The sequence below is a fragment of the Dactylosporangium sp. NPDC005555 genome (assembly GCF_040605635.1).
Classification (GTDB): Bacteria; Actinomycetota; Actinomycetes; order Mycobacteriales; family Micromonosporaceae; genus Dactylosporangium.
In genome coordinates this window covers 95,578-119,336 of record NZ_JBEXDG010000019.1, presented here as the reverse complement: position 1 = coordinate 119,336, position 23,759 = coordinate 95,578, and the positions used below count along the sequence as shown (strand labels likewise).

Genomic DNA, 23,759 nt, shown 5'->3' with positions numbered 1-23,759 from the left:
GCGGAGCCGACCGTGGTAATGCGTAATCCCATGACCAGGGTGAGCCGACGTGGTCGGGTCACGATCGTCGTGCTGGCGGTCGTCTTCCTGCTCTTCACCCTCTTCGACCGGGTCGTCGGGGCCTGGACCGACTATCTGTGGTTCTCCGAGGTCAAATACACCGGGGTCTTCTCGACGGTGCTCACGACCCGCCTGTGGATGTTCCTGATCTTCGGGGCGGCGGTCGGGCTCATCATCGCCGGCAACCTCTACCTGGCCTACCGGACCAGGCCGCTGCTGCGGCCGCACTCCGCCGAGCAGCACGCGCTCGACCGCTACCGGCTCTTCCTGCTGCCGCACATGACGATCTGGGTCGTCGCGGTCGCCGGGCTGATCGGCCTGTTCTCCGGCCTGTCGGCACAGGGGCACTGGCAGGAGTGGCTGCTGTTCACCAACAGCACGCCGTTCGGGCAGAAGGACGCCGAGTTCGGCGTCGACCTGAGCTTCTACGTGTTCGAGTATCCGTTCTGGCGGTACGTGCTGGGCGTCGCCTTCACCGCGGTGGTCTTCTCGCTGCTGGGCGCCCTGGCCCTGCACTACCTCTTCGGCGGCGTGCGGCTGCAGGGCGCCGGCGAGCGCATGACGACCGCGGCACGCGCCCACCTGACCACGCTGGTCGCCACGTTCGTGCTGCTCAAGGCCGCCGCGTACTACCTGGACCGGCGCGGCCTGCTGCTCGACAAGTTCCCCACCCAGGAGCTGTACGGCGCCGGCTACACCAACATCAACGCGCTGCTGCCGGCGAAGGAGATCCTCGCCTGGATCTCGATCGTCGTCGCGATCGCGATCCTGGTGTTCTCCAACGCCTTCATGCGCAACCTCATCTGGCCCGGGCTCGCCCTCGGCCTGCTGGCCCTGTCCGCGGTCGCGGTCGGCGGGATCTACCCGGCGGCGGTGCAGTCGTTCACGGTGAAGCCGAGCCAGCTGCAGAAGGAGGCGCAGTACTTCCAGCGCAGCATCGACGCGACGAGGCTGGCCTACGGACTGAACACCGTCGAGGTCAAGCCCTATGCATCGCGCAACCAGGAGCCACCGACGAACCTGCCGTCCTACGACGAGACGGTCGGCAACATCCGCCTGCTCGACCCGACCGTCGTCGGCGAGACCTACACGCAGCAGCAGCAGGTCCGCGGCTTCTACGAGTTCAACCCGAAGCTGGACATCGACCGGTACACCATCGGCGGCAAGACCCAGGACTACGTCGTCGGCGTCCGTGAGATCAACTACTCGCAGCTGCAGCAGAACAACTGGCAGAACCGGCACTCGGTCTACACGCACGGCTACGGGTTCGTCGCCGCGCCGGCCAACCAGGTCGTCTGCAACGGGCAGCCGTTCTACGTGTCGGGCTTCCTCACCAACCAGGCCAAGCCGGTCGGTGAGCAGGGCCAGCAGTGCGCGTCGCAGCAGGACCTGATCCCGGTGAAGGAGCCGCGGATCTACTACGGCGAGCAGATGGGCGACGTCTACGCGATCACCGGCAAGGCGTCCGGCGCCAGCAACGCCGAGTTCGACCGGCCGACCGTCGAGGCCGGCGACCAGTACTCCAGCTACGAGGGCGCCGGCGGCGTCCCGGTCGGCTCGTACTGGCGCCGCCTGCTCTACGCCGCCCAGATGCGCGAGACGAACTTCCTGCTCTCGGGTGTGTTCAACGAGAACTCGAAGGTGCTGTACGTGCGGAACCCCGAGGACCGGGTCCGCAAGATCGCGCCGTTCCTGACGCTGGACAACGACCCGTACCCGGCGGTCGTCGACGGCAGGATCCAGTGGATCATCGACGGGTACACGACGTCGGCGACGTACCCGTACGCGCAGCGCATCGACTGGAACACCGCGATCCAGGACTCCTCCACCAGCGGCCGGATGTTCCCCGAGCCGCGCCAGGACGTGTCCTACCTGCGCAACTCGGTGAAGGCGACCGTCGACGCGTACAGCGGTGAGGTCAACCTCTACGCGTTCGACGAGAGCGACCCGATCCTGAAGGCGTGGAACAAGGCGTTCGGCAACAAGCTGGTCAAGCCGCGCTCGGCGATCTCGGCGCAGCTCATGGACCACCTGCGCTACCCGGAGGACCAGTTCAAGGTCCAGCGGGACCTGCTCAGCCGCTTCCACGTCACCACGCCGAACGGGTTCTTCTCCGGCCAGGACTTCTGGGAGGTGCCGAAGAACCCGGCGAACCCGACCGCCGACCAGCCGCCGTACTACATCGTGGCCAAGCTGCCCTACCAGGACAAATCCCGGTTCCAGCTCACCACGGCGCTCGCGCCCCGCAGCCGCGGCAACCTGGCCGCGCTGATGTCCGCGTCGTACGTCAACGGCAAACCGGTGTTCGAGATCCTGGAACTGCCGCCGGACACGGCGATCCAGGGCCCGGCGCAGATGCACAGCACGATGACCGGTATCGCCGACGCGAGACGCGAGCTGACCCAGTTCAGCTCCAACAACTCCGAGGTCATCTACGGCAACCTGCTCACGCTGCCGGTCGCCGAGGGCATGTTGTACGTGGAGCCGATCTATCTGCGGACGAAGAGCGACAAGACGTTCCCGACGCTGCAGAAGGTCCTGGTCGCCTACGGGCCGAACTACAAGGCCTACGCCAACAACCTCGCCGACGGGCTGGGCGAGCTGGTGAAACAGGCGACCGGCCAGGCGCCCGTGCCGAGCACCGGCGACAACGCCGAGCCGACCGTCCCGAACACCGGCGGCCAGCCCGGCTCGCCGGCGGTGCAGGCGGCGATCGCCGACATGAACAAGGCGATCGCGGACCTGAAGGCGGCGCAGGTCGCAGGGGACTTCGAGGCGTACGGCCGGGCGCTCAAGGCCCTGCAGGACTCGCTCGGGCGCTATGAGGCGGCGGTGAAGGCGGCGACACCGGCCGCAAGCACCTCACCGAGCGCCGGGCCGAGCCCGTCGGCGAACGCCAATCCGTCGGCGACGGTGACGGTCAGTCCGGCACCTTCAGGCTGATGGCGGAAGGGCCGCCGCACAGGGGTGCGGCGGCCCTCCGTGATGCCGGACACGTTCACCCGTAAGCGATTTGGAAGACATGACCGCCATGCGCTAATCTTTAGAAACCGACGCGGGGTGGAGCAGCTCGGTAGCTCGCTGGGCTCATAACCCAGAGGTCGCAGGTTCAAATCCTGTCCCCGCTACAACCGCTGACGCCCCCTGCTCACGCAGGGGGCGTTTCGCGTTGGCGGTTTCCGCATCCGCGCACCGGCGGAGCCGGTGCTCCCCAGTGGGGGAGCTTCGCTCCACCCACACCCCCTCGAAACCGTCGGCCCCGCCGACGGGTTCGCCGTGGGTGCCCGGTCGTGGGTGGGGTCGTTGCTTCGCTCGACCCAGCCCCAACCCCAACCCCGCCCCAACCCCAGCCCAACCCCAGCCCGGCCCCAACCCCAGCCCGGCCCCAGCCCAGGCCCGGCCAGGCCCGGCCAGGCCCGGCTCGTCCGTTTCGGTGTGCCTTGGGGCGTCCTTCCCGGTGGCGCCGAAGACCGGGAAGTAGCCCGTTCCTTGAAAGGGAGTCGATGAACATCCGGCGATGGATGGCACCGTGGGTGCTCGTCGTGCTGACCGCGTGTGGCGCGTCGGGCTTCCAGCCGACCGAGCGGTCGCAGGTGTTGGGGGAGTGGTGCGGCGCCGATGGCGACCGTCTCCAGCTCGGCGACGACGGCAAGGCCGCCGTCGCCGGGATGTCGGCGAAGCTCGGGCAGCGGCTGATCGGGCAGTACGACCAGCCGGTCACGCCGACGCTCGACGGCAACTGGAGCTGGAAGGTGCAGGACAAGTCCTACGTGACGCTCACGTTCGCGCCGGTGCCTCCGTTCACCAACTCCAGGGTCGAGCGGCTCAGGGTCGCCAACGACGGCGAGAGGATCAGGCTCCTGGCCTACTTCGGCGACTTCGACTCCGGCTACGACTACTCGTTCGACCGCTGCGCCTGACCCTGGTCGCGGCCGCGTGACCGCATGGCCGTCGTCCCGTTCCCGCAGGGCGGCGGCCGTGTCGTATCTGCGGCGTGACCTGGCACAACGGGAAACCGTACAGTGTCACGTGTTAGTGTCGGCTCCTGCTGTGACGTACGTGCGAGGAGCGTCGGAATGTTCGGATCGGCGATGCTCGACGAGCGCGGGGTGCGGCCGGGGACGATGGCCGCGGGCCAGGTCCATCTGAGCGGCGCCCGGGACGACGTCGCCGTCGACGGGGTCACGGTGACGCTCATGACCGTGGTCAGCGGCGTCGAGGCCGACTTCCTGCGGTGCCAGGTGTCTGCCGGGTTCACGCTGGCGGCGGGCCGGAGCAGGGCGATCCCGTTCGAGCAGCCGCTGCCGTGGGAGACGCCGTTCACGCACTTCGCGGGCGAGCCGCTGCCCGCCGTGTCGGTGCGGCTGCGGACCACGGTCACCGTCGCGGGTGAGCTCCTCGACGTCGGCGTGACACCGGTGACGGTGCACCCGACGGCCGGGCAGTGGCGGGTGCTGGACGGGCTGCGGCGGCTGGGCTGGACGTTCCCGCGCTGCGAGGTGCGTCAGGGCACGGTGCCGGGCGTCCGCCAGAGCGACCCGTTTCTGCAGTGGTTCGACGGCACCGGCCCGCACGCGCCCGACCGGCTGCGGCTGACGTTCGTCGCCAACCCGGTCGGTGTCGACGTCCTGCTCGACCCCGCCGGGGCCGACGACGGCCCGGGTGAGCGGCGCAGGTTCGCGGTGCGCCACGACGACGACGCGCTCGACGTCCCCGCACTGCTCGAAGACCTCCTCCGCCCACTGCCCGCCCGCCGCTGAGAAGCCGGAAGGGCGGCCACCGGAACCCGGTGACCGCCCTTTTGAACCGTAGGCCGTGCTTACGCCAGGAGTTCGAGCTCCGCCAGCTGGGTTTCGGCGGCGCCGTGGTTGGCCGTGACCTGCAGCCGGTACCGCGAGTACGAGGTCCCGTTGCTGATCACGAACGCCCTGGTCTGCCGCCGGTCGACGAAGTCGATGTTGGTGCGGGTGTCGACCGTCGTCCAGGTGGTGCCGTCGTTGCTGCCCTGCAGGACCCAGTTCTTCGGGTCGCGGCCGGGCACGTCGTCGGCGGAGGTCAGCGTGTACTGCTTGACCGTCGCCGACGCGGTGAGCTGGCAGGTGATCGTGGCCGTGTTCGCGAACGCGAGCCACTTCGTCATCGAGGTGTCGTCGACGAGCATGGCCCGGCCCTCGGCCGTGCCGTTCTCGGCGGTGGCGGTGACGGTGCTGCCGGTCGCCTTGTCCTTGAGCTGCGCCGGCGCGGCGGTGCCGGACGTCATCGACCCCGGGATGTCCGAGGCCCCGGTGCCCCACGCCGACGGGTTCGGGCCCATCACGAAGCTCAGGGTGCCGCCCGCGGTGAGGTCCGCGTGCGTCAGGTAGTTCTTCGTGTAGGTCACGCCGTTGAGCGTGGCGCTCTGGATGTAGCGGTTGGTGTCGCTGACACCGGGCGCGTTGACGACGAACGTGCGCCCGTTCTCCAGGGTCAGCGTCGTCTTCGGGTGCAGCGGCGCGCCGATGGTGTAGTCGGTCGAGCCCATCCGGGCCGGGTAGAAGCCCGCCGCGGAGAAGACGTACCAGGCGGACATCTCACCGTTGTCCTCGTCGCCGAGGTAGCCGTTGCCCGTGCCGGCGCCGGAGTTGTACAGCGTGGTCAGCACCTTGCGGACCTGGTTCTGCGTCTTGGCCGGCGTGCCGGCGTAGTTGTACATGTAGAGCATGTGGTGGATCGGCTCGTTGGAGTGCGCGTACTGACCCATGTTCGTGTCGTACGCCTCGGACATCTCGTGGATCGTCCCGCCGTAGCAGCCGGGCAGGAAGTCCCGCGACGCGGCGAGCACCGAGTCGATCTTCGCCGAGAGCTGGGCCTTGCCGCCGTAGAGGTTGGCCATGCCGTTCGGGTCCTGCGGCGCCGCGGTCGCGTAGTGCCACGGCGCGCCCTCGGTGAACTCGCAGCCCCACTCCTGCGGCTTGAAGTTCGCGTCGGTGGTGCGCCACGCGCCGTTGCTCTGCTTGCCGCGGAAGAACCCGACGGACGACGAGAACAGGTTGGTGTAGTCCAGGGCCTGGTTGCGGAAGTACGCCGCGTCCTCGGTGTAGCCGAGCGCCTGCCCCATCTGCGCGATGCCGAAGTTGTTCGTCGCGTCCTCCAGGGTCCAGGCCGCCGACTCGCCGAGCACGTCGGTCGCCACGTACCCCTTGAAGACCGACGTCTGGATCCCCTTGCGGCCCTTGTTGCCGGCGCCGGAGTACGTGCTCGCGTTCTTCACCATCGAGGCGTACGCCGCCTGGTAGTCGAAGTTGCGGACGCCCTTGACGTACGCGTCGGCGAACGCCAGGTCCTGGTTGGTGCCGACCATGATGTCGATCGAGCCCGGACCGGTCCAGCGTGGCGTCCAGCCGAAGTTCTTGTACGCGTTGACGATGCCGTCGAGCATCTCACCGGTCTTCGTCGGCGCGAGCAGCGTGTACAGCGGCCACACCGCACGCGACGTGTCCCAGAAGCCGTTGTTCACGTACATCTGGCCGTCGTGCACCGTGTTGTCGTAGGGGCTGTGGTACTTGCGGACCCCGCCGACGATCTCGGAGCGGTTGTTCGGGTACATGAACGAGCGGTACATGTTCGAGTAGAACGTGGTCTGGTTGTCGGCGGTGGCGCCCTCGATACGGACCTTGCCGAGCGTCGAGTCCCACAGGGTCGCGGTCTCCTCGCGCACCGTGTCGAAGCTCTTGCCGCCGACCTCCTGGTTGAGGTTGGCGGTGGCCTGCGCGACGCTCATGAACGAGGTGCCGATCTTCAGGGTCACCTGCTCGTTGGCGGCGGTGGCGAAGCGGACCCAGCTGGTCGCGCCCTGGCCGGTGATGTTGCCGGACGCCGCGATCGCCTTGTCGGTGGTCGCCGAGACGTACATCGTCTGACCGCGGTGGTTGATCGAGCCCTGGATCGTCCGGTTGGCGTTGTTGACCGTCAGCGAGCCGCTCGCGCTGTCGACGGTGTCGAACAGGATCACCGACTCCGCCGCGGAGGGGAAGGTGAAGCGCATGACGCCGGCGTGGTCGGTCGGCGCGATCTCCGCCGTGATGCCGTACGTGTCGAGCCGCGTCTTGTAGTAGTGCGCCTTCGCGACCTCGTTGCTGTGGCTGAAGGTCGACCTGCGGGAGTCCGGCGTCGACTTCACCGCCCCGGTCATCGGCATGACCTGCAGCTGCGCGTAGTCGCCGATCCACGGGCTCGGCTCGTGGCTGATCGCGAAGCCCTGCACGGTGGTGGCGTTGTACTCGTACAGCCAGCTGTCGTTGTTGCCGTTGGTCACCGGCGTCCAGAAGTTGAAGCCGTTCGGGACCGTCGCGCCGGGGAACGTGTTGCCGCGCGAGTAGCTGAAGCTCGAGTTGGAGCCGCGCCGCGTGTCGACGTAGTCCGACAGCCGGCCGGCCGTGCCGCCGTCGGCGCTGATCTGGATGTCGTCGAACCAGCCGCGGAACAGGCCCGTGTTCAGCGGCTGGTCGTAGGCGACCATGATCCGGTCGATCGTCTTGCCGGCCCTGACCGCGCCGATGTTCGACGTGACGAAGTTCCAGCGGTCGAAGCCGAGGGTCGAGCCGTTGCCCTGGAACGTCGGGTGGACCCGCACGCCGTACTGGTCCACCGCGCCGGAGTCGCGGAGGTTGGTGCCGTCGGTGAACACCAGGTCGACCGCGACGTCGAGGTGCCCGCCGGACTGGGGGTACACCCAGTAGGACAGCGTGCTGGCCGCACCGACCGGGATGTCGACGTCGAAGACCCGGTTGTACGAGAAGGACGTCGTCGCGCTCAGGTCGTTGCCGGAGTACAGCAGGGCGGTCGTCCCGGTGTGGGCCGTCCCGGTGCCCGGGATGCTCTCCATGCCGGTCAGCGCGCAGCAGTAGCCGCCGATGCCGTTGCTGTTCTCGACGCTGTTGGTCCAGGTGGGCTGCGGGTCGCCGGCCTCGAAGCCGGTGATGAAGTCGCCGGGGGCGGCCACGGCGGGTTCCGTGGTGACGGCGGCGCTGATCAGCCCGGCGGCGAGGGCGACCGCCGCGAACCAGGTGCGTCGCCTGGGGGTGCTGGACCGTCTTCTGCGGGGGTGGCGGATGGTCATTGCGGCAACCTGCCGTTTCGGTGAGGGTTGTCTCGCGCCGCCGGTGCAGACCGTGGTCAACGTTGTCAGCACGCAAGCCATCACCAGCCGTCGATGCCGGGCGGTGGCACGCGCGCGCCTGGCGGGGCGGCGCCTTCTTCAGGTGGGGCGGGGGCGGAAGCGTTCTTACGGAGATTCGCGCCGATATCGAGTTTTGTCAACTCTTGACAAATGCAGTGAGCGGGGGCAGCGGTCCGCCGCCGCCCCCGCCCGTCGTGCCGCTACTGCTTGAGGAACACCTGGGCGGCGCTGCCGTTGCAGTCCCAGAGCTGGAGGCGGGCGCCGTTGCTCACCGAGCCGTTCGGGGAGTCCACGCAGCGGCCCGACTGCGGGTTGCGCAGCGAGCCGTCCGGCTGCGGGACGAACTGCTGGGCGCCGCCGCCGTTGCAGTCCCACAGCTCGAGCAGCGTGCCGTTGGCGGTGCCGTTGCCGGTGGCGTCCAGGCACCGGTTCAGCGTGCGCAGCGCCGTGCCGTCCCAGGTCCAGTGCTGGTCGACGGCGAAGGGCTGGCAGCCCCACAGCTGCACGGCCGCGCCGTTGCCTCCGGTGTCGTCGGCGGCGACGTCGACGCACTGGCCCGCCGGGCCGTTGACGAAGGTCGCGCCGGGCGAGCCGCCGCCGAGGCGGAAGACCTGCGCGCCGCTGCCGTTGCAGTCCCACAGCTGGAGCCGGGCGCCGTTGGCGGTGGAGCCGCTGGGGGAGTCGGCGCACCGGCCGGACTGCGGGTTGCGCAGCGAGCCGTTGCCCTGCGGGACCCACTGCTGGGCGCCGCCGCCGTTGCAGTCCCACAGCTGCAGCAGCGTGCCGTTGGCGGTGCCGTTGCCGGTGGCGTCCAGGCAGCGGCCGAGGGTGCGCAGCGCCTGGCCGTCCCACGACCAGCGCTGGTCGACGGCGTTGAGCTGGCAGTCCCACAGCTGCACGGCCGCGCCGTTGCCACCCGTGTCGTCGGAGGCGACGTCGACGCACTTGCCGCCGGGGCCGGTGACGTTGCGCCCGGGCGGCGGGCCCGCCGTGTTGAGCCGCTTGGAGGCGGCGATGAGCTGCTGGTTGGCGTTGCGGACCTTCGTCTGGTCGAACTTCAGGACCTGCCGGTCGTAGGTCCAGAAGCCGTTGACCTCGCCCTCGACGTCGAAGGGCTGCGTGTAGACCATCCCCGCGAGGCCGCGGGTGTAGATGAGGCCGAGCGCCTGCTGCTGGATGCTCACGTACCGGTCGGTCGCCGACGTGCCGTCCGGGTGCGCCTCGTAGATGAAGTAGCCGCCGTTCGGGCTGTACTCGTGGCCCGGGGAGCGCACGCCGAGGCCGCCGTACTCGCCGAGGACCGCGGTGCGGGTGGCCGTCGGGGTGGGCGAGTTCGGGCCGACGTACCAGTGCCAGTCCTGGATGTCGCCGTTGCCGGGGTCGCCCTTGGAGTTGCAGCAGTTGTAGCCGCTGTGCGGGTTGACCAGCCGGGTCGGGTCCTGGTTCTTGACGTTGTTGACGACCCGGGTCGTGTCGGCGAGGTTCCACTCGCCCCAGCCCTCGTTGAACGGCACGTACACGATGACGGCCGGTGAGGAGCGGTGCTCGTCGACGATCTGCCCGACCTCGGTCTCCCATTGCGCGTGCTGCGCGGCGGTGCCGGGCGCCTCGCCCATGCTCGGCATGTCCTGCCACACCAGCAGGCCCAGCCGGTCCGCGTGGTAGAACCAGCGCTGCGGCTCGACCTTGATGTGCTTGCGGACCATGTTGAAGCCCAGGTCCTTGATCTTCTGCAGGTCGCCGGCGAGGGCCGCGTCGGTCGGCGCGGTGTAGAGCCCGTCGGGCCAGAAGCCCTGGTCGAGCACGCCGGTCTGGAGCACGAACTGCCCGTTGAGCGTCGGCACGAGCCTGCCGTTGACCACGGCCTTGCCGACCTCACGCATGCCGAAGTAGTGCATCGTGGAGTCCACGGTCGCGCCGGAGCCGTTGCGCAGCGAGAGCCGCAGGTTGTACAGGAAGGGATCGTCCGGCGACCAGCGGCGCGCGTTGGGCACCGGGACGGTGAACTCGGTGAAGCCGCCGGTCGCGGTGCCGACCACGGTCGTGCCGTCGAGGGCCTCGGCGTAGACGGAGTGGCCGGTGACGTCGCCTCTGGTGAAGACCCGGATCCGCAACGTGTTGTTCGCGAGGTTGGGGTACAGGTCCGCGCTGAAGATCGACGACGTCGGGGTCGGCTCCATCCAGACGGTCTGCCAGATGCCCGACGACGGCGTGTACATGATGCCGCCCGGGTTGCGCACCTGCTTGCCCCGGGCGATGTTGAGCCCCGGGGTGTCGGTGGGGTCGTAGGCGCGCACGATCAGCTCGTTGGTGCCGCCGTTGAGCTGCGGCGTGATGTCGAACTCGAAGCGGTCGTAGCCGCCGGTGTGGCCGCCGACCTGCACGCCGTTGACCCACACGGTGGCCTGGTAGTCCACCGCGCCGAAGTGCAGCTGGACGCGCCGCCCGGCCCAGCCGGCCGGCACCGTGAACGTGCGGCGGTAGAACAGGTACATGCGGTTGTCGTTCGCGGCCCGCTTGATCCCGGAGAGCGCCGACTCCACGGGGAAGGGGACGTTGACCCGCTCCGGCAAGGTCTGGCCGAAGACGGGGTTGTCGTTGGTCGTCGACTGGCGCAGCTGCCACTCACCGTTGAGGTTGAGCCAGTCGGGACGGGTCATCTGCGGCCGTGGGTACTCCGGCAGGGGCTGGCCGGCGAGCGCCTGGCTCGTCCACGGGGTGGTCAGCGGCGACGGCTGAGCCGGCGCGGCCACGGCGGGCGGTGCGGCGGACACCGCCGTCCCGAGACCGAGCAGCGCGGCGAGGGCCGCGGTGAGCAGCCTCCGCCGGTGATGCGATGCGGACATGAGGGTTCTCCTATGGCGGACGGAGACCGAACCTGGTTGGCGGACAGGTATCGGCGAGTGTTGATGCGCATGCTAACGATGTCACACGAAAATCAACAGAACCGCTCAAGAAGTGGACACAAAACTACGGTGCGCTCGCCGGTCCTGGCGGCCGGCCCGAATGACGTTTCTTAAAGAAGGGTTAACGCCGCAACGCTACGACCTGCGCACATAGAGGTACTTCTTTTGTGAAAGAAACTTAACTGATACGCTCCCTGCCCATCGAACCATCGATGTGGAGGGCTCGCCCATGAGAGCGCAACGTCGAACATTTGCCCTGATTGCCGGTGCGGCGGTGACGCTCGTGGCGGGTCTGGTCATGGCAACGGTCACGCAGGCCGAGGCCGCCAGCAACGCCGCCGCCGCGGTCACGTGCTCGGCGCCCGCCTGGGCCGAGGGCAACACCTATACCGCCGGGACCCAGGTCACCTACGGCGGCAAGCTGTATCAGGCCCTCGTGACCCATACCGCCTACGTCGGCGCCGGCTGGAACCCCGCGGCGACCCCGTCGCTGTGGACGGACCTCGGTGCCTGCACCGGGGGGACGACCAGCCCGACGCCGTCGCGGACGCCGAGCACCAGCCCGACGCCCAGCCGGACCCCGAGCACCAGCCCGACCCCGAGCCGGACCCCGAGCAACAGCCCGTCCACCTCCACGTCGCCGGGCGGCAGCACCTGCGCGGTGAAGTCCCGCCCCGCCGGCAAGGTCCTGCAGGGATACTGGGAGAACTGGGACGGCGCCTCCAACGGCGTGCACCCCGGCCTCGGCTGGATCCCGATCACCGACGCGCGCATCAAGCAGCACGGGTACAACGTGATCAACGCCGCGTTCCCGGTGATCCGCTCCGACGGCACCGTGCTGTGGGAGAACGGCATGGACGCCGGGGTCAAGGTGGCCACGCCCGCCGAGATGTGCGCGGCGAAGGCGGCCGGCGCGACGATCCTCATGTCGATCGGCGGCGCGGCCGCGGGCATCGACCTGAGCTCCAGCACCGTCGCCGACCGGTTCGTCGCGACGATCGTGCCGATCCTCAAGACGTACAACTTCGACGGCATCGACATCGACATCGAGACCGGCCTGACCGGCAGCGGCAACATCAACACGCTGTCGGCGTCGCAGTCGAACCTCATCCGGATCATCGACGGCGTGCTCGCGCAGATGCCGTCGAACTTCGGCCTGACGATGGCGCCGGAGACGGCGTACGTTACCGGTGGCAGCGTCACCTACGGCTCGATCTGGGGCTCCTACCTGCCGATCATCAAGAAGTACGTCGACAACGGCCGGCTGTGGTGGCTGAACATGCAGTACTACAACGGCAGCATGTACGGCTGCGCGGGCGACTCCTACTCCGCCGGCACCGTGCAGGGCTTCCAGGTGCAGACGAACTGCCTCAACAGCGGCCTGACCATCCAGGGCGTCACCATCCGGGTGCCCTACGACAAGCAGGTCCCGGGTCTGCCCGCCCAGGTCGGCGCGGGCGGCGGCTACATGAGCACGTCGCTGGTGTCGCAGGCGTACAACACGTCGCTCAAGGGCCTGATGACCTGGTCGATCAACTGGGACGGCTCGAAGGGCTGGTCCTTCGGCGACAACGTGAAGGGCCTGCAGGGCCGGTAGCTCAACCAGCGTGCGCGGCGGCCACCACGGCCGCCGCGATACGCGACAGATCCGGAGCCGTCGTCACGTACGGCGGCATCGTGTAGATCAGATCCCGGAACGGCCGCAGCCACACCCCGTGCGCTGCGGCCGCCCGCGTCGCTTTTTCCATGTCGACCTCGTGGTCGAGCTGCACGACCCCGATCCCGCCGAGGACCCGTACATCGGCGACCCCCGCGACATCGCGGGCCTCCTGCAGATCCGCGGCCAGGACGGTCTCGATCCTCTTGACGTCGCCCTGCCAGTCGCCCGCGAGGAGCAGGTCGACCGACGCCCCGGCGACCGCGCAGGCCAAGGGGTTGGCCATGAACGTGGGGCCGTGCGCCAGAACCGGCACCGTACCCTGGGAGATGCCGTCGGCGACCTCGGCGGTGCACAGCGTCGCGGCCAGGGACAGATAGCCGCCGGTGAGCGCCTTGCCCAGGCACATCACGTCGGGGCTGACGCCGGCGTGATCGGCGGCGAACAGGGCACCCGTGCGGCCGAACCCGGTGGCGATCTCGTCGAAGACGAGCAGCACGTCCGCGTCGCGGGTCGCCTCGCGCAGCACCCGCAGGTATTCCGGCGCGTGGAACCGCATCCCGCCGGCGCCCTGCACGACCGGCTCGACGATGACCGCCGCGAGCTCGTGCGCGTGCTCGTGGATGAGCGCGGTCAGCGCCGCCGCGTAGGCCGGGTCGAACGCGGCCGGCGGCTCCGGGGCGAACACCTGCGCCGGCAGCACCCCGGTCCACAGGCTGTGCATCCCGCCCTCGGGGTCGCAGACCGACATCGGATGGAACGTGTCGCCGTGGTACCCCCCGCGCCAGGTCAACAGGCGGCGCTTCGCCGGGCGGCCCAGGGAACGCTGGTACTGCAGGCACATCTTGACCGCGACCTCCACCGACACCGACCCGGAGTCGCTGAAGAACACGTGCCGCAGCGGCTCGGGGGTCAGCTCGACGAGCCGCGCCGCGAGCGACACCGCGGGCTCGTGGGTGAACCCGCCGAACATCACGTGGCTCATCCGGCCGAGCTGGTCCGCGGCGGCCGCGTCGAGGACCGGGTGTCGGTATCCGTGGATCGCCGACCACCACGAGGCCATGCCGTCGACGAGCTCGTCGTGGCCCTCGAAGGGCTCCGCCAGGCGGATCCGCACGCCCTCCGCGGAGGTCGCGACGAGCGGGACGCTCCGGCCGGGCATCGGCCCGTACGGGTGCCAGACATGGGCCCGGTCCAACGCCACCAGCTCTTCGACGCGCATGCCCCCGACCCTATCCGGGGAGTACGCAGCGACCTCGCTGAATGACTGGAGTCCGGTTGGTATCCTGCGGCCTCCACCCGCTGATCCCACAAGGAGCCACGGTGTCGCTCTTACCGTTACGCATCACCAGTGCCAGGTCGCTGAGTACCGGTCCACTGGCGAAGCGCTGATCGCAGCGCGAGGTCCGTCATGGACAGCGAGAGCACGGCGGTCCTGGCCACCGCCTCGAAGGTCGGCAGCGTCGAGGACCTCGCCGGGCTGCTGCGGCACCTGCGCCGCCGGCAGGCCAGGCGGCGCGGCGACCCGCCGCAGACCTACCGGGAGCTCGCGGCCCGCACCGGCTGGTCCCACGGCAGCATCGGCGGCTACCTGACCGGCAAGATCCTCCCACCGGCGGACCGCTTCGACGTGCTCGTCCAGCTGCTCGACGCGGCGCCTGAGGAGCTCGGCGCGCTCGCCGACGCCCGCGACCGCGTCGAGGAGCAGGGCAGAGCCGACGAGCAGGGCAACGCCGAAGAACAGGGCAGTGCCGTCGAGCAGGCCGCCGAGAAGACCGCCGAGCAGGCCGGCGGGACGGCCGTCGAGCAGGCAGGCGAGCGTGACCCGTCCGTGCCGCGGCAGCTGCCCGCCGCGCCGGGTGTCTTCACCGGGCGGGACGCGGCGATCGCCCGGCTCGACGCGGCCGTCGACGCCGGCACCGTCGTCGTCATCGGCACCGCCGGAGTCGGCAAGACCGCATTGGCGGTGCACTGGGCGCACCGGGTCACCGAGCGCTTCCCCGACGGCCAGCTGTACGTGAACCTGCGCGGCTTCGGACCGGTCGCCGAGGTGACCGCCGACGAGACCCTCCGGGCGTTCCTCACCGCGCTCGGCGTCGCACCCGACCAGGTCCCGGCCGGGCTGGACGCCAGGATCGGGCTGTACCGCAGCCTCCTGACCGGCCGCAGGGTCCTCGTCGTGCTCGACAACGCCGCCCACGCCGAGCACGTCCGGCCGCTGCTGCCCGGCGGCTCCGGCAGCCTCGCGCTCGTCACCAGCCGCAACCAGCTCGCCGGCCTCGTCGCCACCGGCGGCGCGGTGCCCGTGCCGCTCGACCTGCTCACCGCCGGGGAGGCCAGGCGGTTGCTCTCCACCCGGATCGGTCCGGCCCGGGTCGAGGCCGGACCCGCCGCCGTCGAAGCGATCGTCGAGGCCTGCGCCCGGCTGCCCCTCGCGCTGGTGATCGTGGCCGCCCGCGCCGCCGCGCATCCGGACCTGCCGCTCGACGTGCTCGCGGGGGAGCTGCGCGCCGAGCGGGGCCGGCCCGCGATGCTGCGGGAGGCCGACGTGCGGTCGGTGTTCGACTGGTCGTACCAGCGGCTGAGCGCACCGGCGGCGACCCTCTTCCGGCTGCTCGCCCGCGCGCCGGGACCCGACGTCAGCCGGGCCGCCGCGGCCGCGCTCCTGCCGGATCCGGGCGACGCGTGGCGGGCCCTCGCCGAGCTGACCCATGCGAGCCTGCTGACCGAGCACGCGCCGGGCCGGTTCGCCGCGCACGACCTGCTCCGCGCGTACGCGGCCGAACTGTCCGGCGCGTTCGACGGACCGGCCGACCGGGACGCGGCGACGGTGCGGGTCCTGGAGCACTACCTGCGCACCGCGCACACCGCGGCTCTGCTGCTCGACCCGCATCGCACGCCGCTGCCCGGGGTCCCCGGGCAGGACGCCCCGCGCACCGAGGCGCAGGCGCTCACCTGGTTCGCCGTGGAGCACCACACGCTGCTCGCCGCCGTGCGGGAGGCGGCGGCGACGGGGCACGACACGCACGCGTGGCGGCTCGCCTGGACGCTCGTCGACCACCTCGACCGGCGCGGGCACTGGCCGGACCTGCTCGCCGTGCAGCGCATCGCGCTCGAGTCCGCGCAGCGGGCCGGCGACGCGTCGGGTGAGGCGGTCAGCGCACACCAGCTCGGCCGGGCCTGCATCCGGATGCGCGACTACGACGCCGCCACCGCCCACCTGGAGCTGGCGCTGGACCGCTACGGGCGGATCGGCGACGACGCCGGCCGGGCCCGCGTGCACGGCAACCTCGGCTTCATCGCCGACCGGCAGGCGCGCCCCCGGGACGCGATCGAGCACCTGCGGCGCTCGCTCGACCTGCTCCGCGCCACCGGCGACCAGGCCGGGCAGGGCGCGGCGCTGGCGAACCTCGGCTGGTCCTACGCCGCGTCCGGCGAGCACCGCGAGGCCCTCGACCACTGCCATCAGGCCCTGGAGCTGCAGCAGCGGATCGGGGACCGGACCGGCGAGGCGTACAGCTGGGACAGCATCGGCTTCATCCACCACCAGCTCGGCGAGCACGAGCCCGCCGCCGAGTGCTACCGGCAGGCGCTCGAACTCTGGTGGGAGATCGGCGACCGGTACGGCGAGTCGGAGACCCACACGCACCTCGGCGACCTGCACCGGGCGGCGGGCGCCGAGGCGGAGGCGCGGACCTGCTGGCTCGCCGCCCTCGCGATCCTCGAGGACCTCGGCCACCCCGACGCGGAGCAGGTCCGGCGCCGCCTCGGATGACCCGTGTCAGCTGCGGTCGGCGAGGTCGGCGCAGGTGGCCTCGTCCGGCAGGAACGGGCGGAACGTGACCTGCCACGACGACCCGGCGGAGCGCCACGGGGTGCGGCTGTTGGCCTTGCCGGCGGCGGCGAGGATCAACGCCGCCTGCTCGCCGGTGGCGCTGACACAGTGCACGCCGGGTCGGTCGGCATACGCCTCGCCGGGCAGCGCCGGGCCGGGCCAGTCCACCGGCTGCTGCGGCTCGACGCCCTGGTCGCCGCCCATCTCGGTCCACGGGGCGGCCACCGCCGCGATCCCGGCCGAGGGGAAGGGCTTCGACTCGGACACCGCTGCCCTGCCGAGCGTCGCCGGCAGGTCGGTGAGCGCCTCGACGAGCCGCTGCATGTGCTGGCGGGCTGCGCGGTGCGCCCCGGACAGCTCGTCCTCGCCGATGCCGAGCGCCGGGATGTCGCTGACCAGCTCGCCGGCGCCGGTGCGGACCATGATGTGGGTGGTGGGCGCGTCGGCGACGTTGGGCATGCCGAAGTCGGTCTGCTTGCCGACGCCGGCGTCGACGGCCCGGTCGACGAGCTTCGCCACGTCCGCGGTGCTGATCTGCTGCACCTGGACGTTCGGCAGGGCGGGACCGGGGAAGATCTCGATCATGGGCCCGTTGGTGACGACGCGGCCGTCGCCGTACACGCTGAGCGCCGGGACCTCGGTGACGGTCATCGCGACCGGGACCAGCCCACCGGCCACGTCGACACGCAGGACGAGGTCGTCGGGGGCATACGACACACCGCCGCCGGACGACCCGCCGGACTGTCCGTCGCCGCAACCGGCCAGCAGCGCCAGGGGGAGGGCCAGGGTGGCGGCGAGCGCGCGCAGCTGAGTCATACCCGGTCTGACGCGGCGGGCCACCCTCCGGTTCCGCCCCCGGGTGAGGTTCGCCCCCCGTGACGGTGGGCAGTGCGCCACCATGCCACCAGTGAAGAGCACGACGACAGCGGCGAAACGGAAAGGCAGCAGCCAGCCATGGCTGCACCAGCAGGGGCGGGAGATCCAGCGGTTCGGGACCGTGCGGCAGTTCCCGCTCGCGCTGTCCGTGGACGCCAGGATGTACTCCTGCGAGCGGCTCAATCAGGTGCTCGCCGACACCCAGATCCTGTACGCCTTGTACAAGAAGCACCACTGGCTGATGCGCGGGCCGACCTTCTACCAGCTGCACCTGCTGCTCGACAAGCACGCCGGGGAGCAGTTGGAGCTCGTCGACGCGATCGCCGAGCGGGTGCAGACCATGGGCGGGATCGCCGTCGGCGACCCCCGGCACGTCGCGGAGCTCACCCGGGTCCCGCGGCCGCCGGACGGTGCCGAGGAGGTGCCGGCGATGCTGTCCCGCCTGCTGGAAGCCCACGAGATGATCCTGACCGAGGCGCACGACGCCGCGGCGAAGACGGCCGCGACGGGCGACGACGGCACCAACGACCTGCTGGTCTCCGAGGTGATCCGCACCGGGGAACTGCAGGCGTGGTTCCTGGCCGAGCACCTGGTCGACACCCCGCTCGTCCGGACGGAGGAAGCCACCAAGACCAGACGTTGACGGCAAGGGGGTGTCCTGCCGGCGTGCCGGGCAGTCCGACCCGCAGCCGGGCGTCGACCTGGGGACCACCCACACGGTCGCGGCCGGCCCCTGTCACGCGAGGGCGACGCCAGGAGACCGTCCGACGTGGCCGAGCCCGACGTGGTCGTCAAGTAGGCGGCTCGCCCGGAAAAGCGTCCGGTTCTACCGGTTTCTCCGAACCGGAACGGTAGTCCGACCCCCCGCAGATGGAACCCGCCCATGCGAACCCCCTCGGCTGGGCGACCGGGCGCTGGTGGGGTTCTGGATGATCCGGAAGAGTTTGTGCTGCTATGACGACATGAAGTCTTCCGGATCATGGGAAATAGGCCGTCGTCGATGGGTGGACCGGGGAGTACCACGGTTTGGACGGTGATCTTCGGCCTGGGCGGGCTCGACCGCATGACGGTTTCGGAGCGCGGTGGGGGCACTCGTACACCACCGACGCAGACGGCAACCCCCGCGATGCCATGCGCACGCGTGTGAAGCTGCCGCGCGCTCCGCGCGCTGGCAGTGCGTCGCGGAGCGGCGCATTGGGGGTCCGGGGTGAGAATCCCCCGGCGGGACCCGCGCGGAGCGTGGGGCAGCGAGCCATCGCCGAAGGCGACCGGCGGGAAACAGCTAGCGGGCGCCGCCGTTGACGTAGAGGGTCTGGCCGGAGACGTAGGAGGCCTCGTCGCTGGCCAGGAAGGCGATGACGGCGGCGACCTCCTCCGGCTGCCCGACCCGGCGCAGCGGGGTGCGCGCGGCGACCTCCTGCTGGTGGTCCTCCGGGGTGCTGCCGACGCGGGTGGCCGTGGCGGCGGTCATCGCGGTGGCGATGTACCCGGGTGCGACGGCGTTGACGGTGATGCCGAAGGGGCCGAGCTCGATCGCCAGGGTCGCGGTGAGGCCCTGGACGCCGGCCTTCGCCGCGGCGTAGTTGACCTGGCCGCGGGCGCCCAGCGCGGAGCGGCTGCTGAGGTTGACGATGCGGCCGGAGCGGGCCGGCACCATGTGCCGTTGCGCGGCCTGGCAGCACAGGAACATGCTGGTCAGGTTGGTGGTGAGGACCGACTCCCACTCCTGCGCGGGCATCTTGAACAGCAGGTTGTCGCGGGTGATGCCGGCGTTGTTGACGAGGATGCCGAGCGAGCCGTGGTCCTGCACGACCCGGTCGAACGTCCGGTCGACGGCGGCCTGGTCGGTGACGTCGCAGGAGTACGCGGTGCCGACCCCGTCCGGGACCCGGGACGCGTCGAGGTCGAGCAGCGCCACGGTCGCGCCCTGCGCGGCGAGCAGGCGGGCGGTGGCCAGGCCGATGCCCTGGGCGGCCCCGGTCACGACGGCGGTCTTCCCGGCGAATCTGGACATGATCACCTTTCCACGAGGACGGCGGAACCCTGCCCGACGCCGACGCACATGGTGGCGAGGCCGCGGGTGGCGCCGGTGCGGCGCATGCGGTGCAGCAGGGTGGTCAGGATGCGGGCACCGGAGCAGCCCAGGGGGTGGCCGAGCGCGATCGCGCCGCCCGACGGATTGACCAGCGAAGGGTCGAGGCCGAGCTGGTCGGTGACGGCGAGCGCCTGCGCGGCGAAGGCCTCGTTGAGCTCCGCGGACTGCACGTCGCCGAGCTTCCAGCCGCTGCGGGCTAGGACCCGGCCGGTGGCGGGGACCGGGCCGATGCCCATCACGTCGGGGTGCACGCCCGCGGAGGCGCCGGCGACGTAGCGGCCGAGCGGCTCCAGCCCGAGGTCGCGCAGCGCGTCCTCGCTGACCAGGAGCAGGCCGGCGGCGCCGTCGTTGAGCGGGGAGGAGTTGCCGGCGGTGACGGTGCCGCCCGACCTGAAGACCGGCTTGAGGTTGCCGAGCTTGGCGAGGCTGGTGTCGGCCCGGATGCTCTCGTCGGCGTCGACGCCCTCGACGGGGATGATCTCTTCGGCGAAGTCTCCGGCGTCCCGGGCGAGCGCGGCGAGCTGGTGGCTGCGCAGCGCGAACGCGTCCTGCCGGTCGCGGGAGACGCCGTAGCGGGCGGCGACCTCCTCGGCGGTGTCACCCATCGACAGCAGCCCGTGCAGGTCCTTCATGAGCGGGTTGACCAGGCGCCAGCCGAGACGGGTGTCGGCGATGGCCATCGCGTTGGGCAGGGCGTCGTCGGGGCGGGGGAGCACGAACGGCGCCCGGCTCATCGATTCGGACCCGCCGGCGACCACGACGTCGGCCTCCCCGGCGGCGATGGTGCGGGCGGCGACGGTGACCGCCTCCATGCCCGACGCGCAGAGCCGGTTGACGGTCGCGCCCGGCACCGAGCCGGGCAGCCCGGCCAGCAGGACGGCCATCCGGGCGACGTTGCGGTTGTCCTCGCCGGCCTGGTTGGCCGCGCCCCAGTAGACCTCGTCGACGCGGGCGGGGTCGATGCCTTCGACCAGGGTCCGGATCACGGTGGCGGCGAGGTCGTCGGGGCGGACATGGCTGAGGCCGCCGCGCAGCTTCCCGATGGGGGTCCGCCGCGCGGTGGCGAAGTAGACGGCACGCATGGCCTTAAACTAACACTGTTAGTCTGGGGAGGCGACGGTCGGCTCGGCGCCCTGGACGGCGCGCCACAGCCAGATGCCCGATGCGCGGCGGGACATCAGGCCCGTCACGCGGTAGGGGAACGGGTTGACCGACCCGTCCGGGAGGTGCTCCTCGCCGTCGGCCTCGGCGAGGACGAACGCCCCGCCCGGCACGGTGTGCACGGTCGCGGCGGTCGCCTGCCAGCTGTAGGACTCCGCCCGGGCGAAGAGGCTCTCGAGGAGCTTCTCGACCTCGGTGCGCCCGGTGGCCGACTCGCCGGCCTCGCTGCCCACGTAGGTGATGTCGTCGTCGGGGACGAAGCAGGCCAGTACGCCCGCGACATCCTGCGAAAGGAACGCCATCCCCAACCGGTCGACCATCTCGATGGGGTCACTCATGCCGTCGCCTCCGCTGCGCTCCGGCGCCGGCCTGAGCCGAACCTGCACACATGATGAGTGGTCTCTCCGCTTCGCTCCGGATCACTCATGAGGTGCTCACCACCAGTTGCCGGGGCGAGCGCATGCCCGGCAGGAAGAGGAAGGCGAAGGTCACGATCGCGCCGAGGACACCCGCGCCGACCAGGGTGTTCTGCACGCCGATGGCCGAGGCGACCGGGGCGGCCAGCGCGTAGGACAGCGGCACCAGGGAGATCGAGATGAACCAGTCGACGCTGGACACCCGGCCGAGCATCTCCTCCGGCACGAGCTTCTGCTTCGCCGTCGCCCAGGCGATGGTGCCGGCCGCCTCCAGGCCGTTGACCAGGGCGCACGCGATGGCGAGGTGCCAGGAGGCGGTCGCCATTCCGTAGCCCGCCACGGCGAGGGTGGCCAGGGTCCAGGTGACGTAGATGAAGGGCATGTACTTCTTCGGTACACCACGCTGGCCGACGATCAGCGCGGCCGCGATAGCCCCGATGCCGCCGCTGGCGAGGACCAGGCCGAGGTCGCCCGCGGTGCCGTGCAGCTCGTTCTTCACCACGAACGGCAGCAGGACCTCGGTCGGGCCGATGAAGAGCAGGTAGGCGAAGGTCGCGGCGAGGAAGGTGCCCCACAGCCACACGTTGCGGCGCACGTAGTTCATCCCCTCCCTGAACTCCTCCCAGACCGAGCCGGCCTCCTCGTCGTCCTGCACGCTCGCCACCGGCCGCATCAGCCACAGGCAGGTGGCGGAGATCGCGAACGTGGCCGCGTCCAGCGCGAACGCCAGTCCGCTACCCCCGATCGCGATCAGGATGCCGCCGATCGAGGGTCCGGCCATCTGCAGCGCCGCCGGCCGGACGAACTGGTCCAGGGCGTTCGCCTGGACCAGGTCCTTCGCCGGCACGAGCTGCGGCACGATCGAGTCGAACGCCGGGCCGAAGAAGCCGGAGGCGGCCCCGTAGACCGCCACGAGGGCGACGATGTGCCAGACCTGGACGACGCCGGTCAGGCTGAGCACGGTCAGGACGGTGAGCACCGCGCCCCGCACCAGGTCGGTGCACAGCATGATCTTCCGCCGGTCGAACCGGTCGCTGATCACCCCGCCGAACAGCAGCGTGGCGACCTGGGGCAGCGAGAGGGCGAACCCGACGACGGACATCGCCGCGGGCGCGCCGGACAGCGCGTACACCTGCCAGGCCAGCGCGACGAGCAGGATGCCGTCGCCGATCAGCGAGCTGCTCATCCCCGTCCACAGCAGGCGGAACTCCCGCTCGCGGAGGGGGACGAGCAGCCCGGGCAGCTCCCTGGGAGCACGGTGCTTGGACATCAGGCGGCGTTTCGCAGCTGCTGCCGACCCGCCAGCTCGGTGAGCACGACGTTGAGCTGGTCGAGCTCCTCGTCGGTGTTGGCGGCGGTCACCTGCACGCGGAAGCCGACCTGGTCACGGGGGACCAGCGGGTAGGCGGCCAGGGTGACGTAGATGCCCCGGTCCCAAAGGAACTGCCCGATCCGCTGGATGTCCTGGCCCTCCGCGAGGGGCAGCTCGATGATCGGCGTGGTGCCGGTGTTCGGCGTGTACAGGCCGAGGTCGCGGACGTGGTCGAGCACCTTCATCGTCTTGCGGTACAGGTCGGCGCGGATCTCGTCGCCGCGCTTCTCGTTGACGTCGAGGCCGGCCATGACCGTGGCGAGCGACGCCGTCGGCGACGGGCCCGAGTACAGGTACGGCGGGGCGGCGACCTTGAGGTGGTTCTTCAGCCACGTCGGCAGCGCCAGGAACGCCATCAGCGACGAGTACGACTTGGAGAAGCCGCCGACCAGCACGATGTTGTCGTAGGTCTCGCCGGCGTACTTGACGATCGCGTTGCCGCGGGAGCCGTAGGGCGAGGTCTCGTCCGGGGTGCGCTCGCCGATGACGCCGAAGCCGTGCGCCTCGTCGACGTAGAGCAGCGCGTCGTTCTCGCGGCAGACCTGCGCGAAGCGGGCCAGGTCCGGGGCGAGGCCGGTCATCGAGTTGACGCCGTCCATCGCGACCAGCCTGGTGACCCCGGCCGGCGCGGCCTTGAGCAGCTCCTCGAGGTGCTCCGGGTCGTTGGCGCGGAAGCGGGTGACGGTGGCGCCGAGGCCCTTGGCGTACATGCAGCCGTCGTAGATCGTCTTGTGTGACTGCGAGTCCAGGAAGATCATGCCCTGGCCGGCGAGGATCGGGATCACCGACATGTGGATGTGGGTGATGGTCGGCAGCAGCAGCGTGTCGGGCGCGCCGAGCAGCTCGGTGAGGCGCTCCTCGATCTCGACGTAGGGCTTCGGGTTGCCCAGCAGCCGCGACCAGCTGGGGTGGGTGCCCCAGGTGCGGATGTACGGGTCGACCGCGTCCATGATCTCCGGCTCCAGGTCGAAGCCGAGGTAGTTGCACGAAGCGAAGTCCGACAGCCAGTGCTGGCCGACCCGGATCCGGCGGCCGGCGATCTCCTCGATCGTGGCGTCGTACATCGGGCTGCTCGTGCGCAGGCGCTCCAGGTCGGCCCAGCGCCCGTCACGGCGGATGTAGCTGGCCTCAGTGCTGTGCAGCGGGCTGACGGTCATGCTTCGTCCTGCCTTTCGTGGAAGGGTGGTGCAATCCATTGCAATGGCCGCTCGGAGCCGCGGTGG

15 protein-coding genes and 1 tRNA gene are annotated in these 23,759 nt (G+C 70.7%); 7 read left to right on the top strand and 9 right to left on the bottom strand.

What is annotated here, in order from left to right; translation table 11 throughout:
• Window positions 1-30 precede the first annotated feature (30 nt).
• The 4 genes from ABZS58_RS22695 to ABZS58_RS22680 all read left to right on the top strand — a co-directional run bounded on the left by ABZS58_RS22695 (window position 31) and on the right by ABZS58_RS22680 (window position 4,820).
• Window positions 31-3,003 (top strand): UPF0182 family protein, encoded by a 2,973-nt coding sequence (locus ABZS58_RS22695; RefSeq protein ID WP_354784450.1) that lies wholly within the window; start codon window positions 31-33, stop codon window positions 3,001-3,003.
• A gap of 111 nt (window positions 3,004-3,114) precedes the next feature.
• Window positions 3,115-3,188 (top strand) — tRNA-Met (locus ABZS58_RS22690).
• Window positions 3,189-3,563: 375 nt separating this feature from the next.
• Window positions 3,564-3,980, top strand: a complete 417-nt coding sequence (locus tag ABZS58_RS22685; protein ID WP_354784448.1) for a hypothetical protein — start codon at window positions 3,564-3,566, stop codon at window positions 3,978-3,980.
• A gap of 156 nt (window positions 3,981-4,136) precedes the next feature.
• Window positions 4,137-4,820, top strand: coding sequence for a sporulation protein (locus ABZS58_RS22680; protein ID WP_354784446.1), 684 nt, complete (start codon window positions 4,137-4,139; stop codon window positions 4,818-4,820).
• A gap of 59 nt (window positions 4,821-4,879) precedes the next feature.
• Here the strand turns inward: ABZS58_RS22680 and ABZS58_RS22675 are convergent, their stop codons facing one another.
• Both ABZS58_RS22675 and ABZS58_RS22670 read right to left on the bottom strand, forming a co-directional pair.
• Window positions 4,880-8,158 carry a GH92 family glycosyl hydrolase gene (locus ABZS58_RS22675; protein WP_354784444.1) on the bottom strand — a complete coding sequence of 1,093 codons (3,279 nt, stop codon included), beginning with the start codon at window positions 8,156-8,158 and terminating at the stop codon, window positions 4,880-4,882.
• A 260-nt stretch (window positions 8,159-8,418) separates the two neighbouring features.
• Entirely contained in the window at window positions 8,419-11,064 is a 2,646-nt protein-coding gene (locus tag ABZS58_RS22670; protein ID WP_354784442.1) for a ricin-type beta-trefoil lectin domain protein, read from the bottom strand.
• A 289-nt stretch (window positions 11,065-11,353) separates the two neighbouring features.
• On the opposite strand from ABZS58_RS22670, the gene ABZS58_RS22665 reads away from it, so the two are divergent.
• Complete coding sequence (locus ABZS58_RS22665) at window positions 11,354-12,721, top strand: glycosyl hydrolase family 18 protein (RefSeq protein WP_354784440.1); 1,368 nt, start codon at window positions 11,354-11,356, stop codon at window positions 12,719-12,721.
• A 1-nt stretch (window position 12,722) separates the two neighbouring features.
• Here ABZS58_RS22665 and ABZS58_RS22660 read toward each other — a convergent pair whose 3' ends face one another.
• A complete protein-coding gene (locus ABZS58_RS22660; RefSeq protein WP_354784438.1) occupies window positions 12,723-14,003 on the bottom strand; it encodes an adenosylmethionine--8-amino-7-oxononanoate transaminase in 1,281 nt (426 codons plus the stop codon).
• Window positions 14,004-14,192: 189 nt separating this feature from the next.
• Here ABZS58_RS22660 and ABZS58_RS22655 point away from each other — a divergent pair, with 189 nt between their 5' ends.
• Complete coding sequence (locus tag ABZS58_RS22655) at window positions 14,193-16,556, top strand: tetratricopeptide repeat protein (protein ID WP_354784436.1); 2,364 nt, start codon at window positions 14,193-14,195, stop codon at window positions 16,554-16,556.
• A 6-nt stretch (window positions 16,557-16,562) separates the two neighbouring features.
• On the opposite strand, the gene ABZS58_RS22650 is transcribed toward ABZS58_RS22655, so the two are convergent.
• A complete protein-coding gene (locus ABZS58_RS22650) occupies window positions 16,563-17,432 on the bottom strand; it encodes a hypothetical protein (protein WP_354784434.1) in 870 nt (289 codons plus the stop codon).
• A 91-nt stretch (window positions 17,433-17,523) separates the two neighbouring features.
• Here ABZS58_RS22650 and ABZS58_RS22645 point away from each other — a divergent pair, with 91 nt between their 5' ends.
• The gene (locus tag ABZS58_RS22645) at window positions 17,524-18,135 is read left to right on the top strand and encodes a DNA starvation/stationary phase protection protein (RefSeq protein WP_354784432.1); all 612 of its coding nucleotides are present in this window, start codon (window positions 17,524-17,526) and stop codon (window positions 18,133-18,135) included.
• A gap of 639 nt (window positions 18,136-18,774) precedes the next feature.
• On the opposite strand, the gene fabG is transcribed toward ABZS58_RS22645, so the two are convergent.
• The 5 genes from fabG to ABZS58_RS22620 all read right to left on the bottom strand — a co-directional run bounded on the left by fabG (window position 18,775) and on the right by ABZS58_RS22620 (window position 23,693).
• The gene (gene fabG / locus ABZS58_RS22640; RefSeq protein WP_354784430.1) at window positions 18,775-19,506 is read right to left on the bottom strand and encodes a 3-oxoacyl-ACP reductase FabG; all 732 of its coding nucleotides are present in this window, start codon (window positions 19,504-19,506) and stop codon (window positions 18,775-18,777) included.
• 2 nt (window positions 19,507-19,508) lie between these two features.
• Window positions 19,509-20,669, bottom strand: a complete 1,161-nt coding sequence (locus ABZS58_RS22635; protein ID WP_354784428.1) for a thiolase family protein — start codon at window positions 20,667-20,669, stop codon at window positions 19,509-19,511.
• Window positions 20,670-20,687: 18 nt separating this feature from the next.
• Window positions 20,688-21,086, bottom strand: coding sequence for a nuclear transport factor 2 family protein (locus tag ABZS58_RS22630; protein WP_354784427.1), 399 nt, complete (start codon window positions 21,084-21,086; stop codon window positions 20,688-20,690).
• Window positions 21,087-21,171: 85 nt separating this feature from the next.
• Window positions 21,172-22,434 carry an MFS transporter gene (locus tag ABZS58_RS22625; RefSeq protein ID WP_354784425.1) on the bottom strand — a complete coding sequence of 421 codons (1,263 nt, stop codon included), beginning with the start codon at window positions 22,432-22,434 and terminating at the stop codon, window positions 21,172-21,174.
• Window positions 22,434-23,693 carry a pyridoxal phosphate-dependent aminotransferase family protein gene (locus ABZS58_RS22620; protein ID WP_354784423.1) on the bottom strand — a complete coding sequence of 420 codons (1,260 nt, stop codon included), beginning with the start codon at window positions 23,691-23,693 and terminating at the stop codon, window positions 22,434-22,436. The genes ABZS58_RS22625 and ABZS58_RS22620 overlap by 1 nt, the downstream gene beginning before the upstream one ends.
• Between the last annotated feature and the right edge of the window lie 66 nt (window positions 23,694-23,759).

Excerpts from the sequence above, each read along its gene's own strand:
- ABZS58_RS22695 (WP_354784450.1), top strand. The coding sequence starts at position 31 with ATGACCAGGGTGAGCCGACGTGGTCGGGTCACGATCGTCGTGCTGGCG.
- ABZS58_RS22680 (WP_354784446.1), top strand. The coding sequence starts at position 4,137 with ATGTTCGGATCGGCGATGCTCGACGAGCGCGGGGTGCGGCCGGGGACG.
- ABZS58_RS22625 (WP_354784425.1), bottom strand. The coding sequence starts at position 22,434 with ATGTCCAAGCACCGTGCTCCCAGGGAGCTGCCCGGGCTGCTCGTCCCC.
- ABZS58_RS22650 (WP_354784434.1), bottom strand. The coding sequence starts at position 17,432 with ATGACTCAGCTGCGCGCGCTCGCCGCCACCCTGGCCCTCCCCCTGGCG.
- ABZS58_RS22675 (WP_354784444.1), bottom strand. The coding sequence starts at position 8,158 with ATGACCATCCGCCACCCCCGCAGAAGACGGTCCAGCACCCCCAGGCGA.
- ABZS58_RS22655 (WP_354784436.1), top strand. The coding sequence starts at position 14,193 with ATGGACAGCGAGAGCACGGCGGTCCTGGCCACCGCCTCGAAGGTCGGC.
- ABZS58_RS22670 (WP_354784442.1), bottom strand. The coding sequence starts at position 11,064 with ATGTCCGCATCGCATCACCGGCGGAGGCTGCTCACCGCGGCCCTCGCC.
- ABZS58_RS22620 (WP_354784423.1), bottom strand. The coding sequence starts at position 23,693 with ATGACCGTCAGCCCGCTGCACAGCACTGAGGCCAGCTACATCCGCCGT.
- ABZS58_RS22630 (WP_354784427.1), bottom strand. The coding sequence starts at position 21,086 with ATGAGTGACCCCATCGAGATGGTCGACCGGTTGGGGATGGCGTTCCTT.
- ABZS58_RS22685 (WP_354784448.1), top strand. The coding sequence starts at position 3,564 with ATGAACATCCGGCGATGGATGGCACCGTGGGTGCTCGTCGTGCTGACC.
- ABZS58_RS22635 (WP_354784428.1), bottom strand. The coding sequence starts at position 20,669 with ATGCGTGCCGTCTACTTCGCCACCGCGCGGCGGACCCCCATCGGGAAG.
- ABZS58_RS22665 (WP_354784440.1), top strand. The coding sequence starts at position 11,354 with ATGAGAGCGCAACGTCGAACATTTGCCCTGATTGCCGGTGCGGCGGTG.
- ABZS58_RS22660 (WP_354784438.1), bottom strand. The coding sequence starts at position 14,003 with ATGCGCGTCGAAGAGCTGGTGGCGTTGGACCGGGCCCATGTCTGGCAC.
- fabG (WP_354784430.1), bottom strand. The coding sequence starts at position 19,506 with ATGTCCAGATTCGCCGGGAAGACCGCCGTCGTGACCGGGGCCGCCCAG.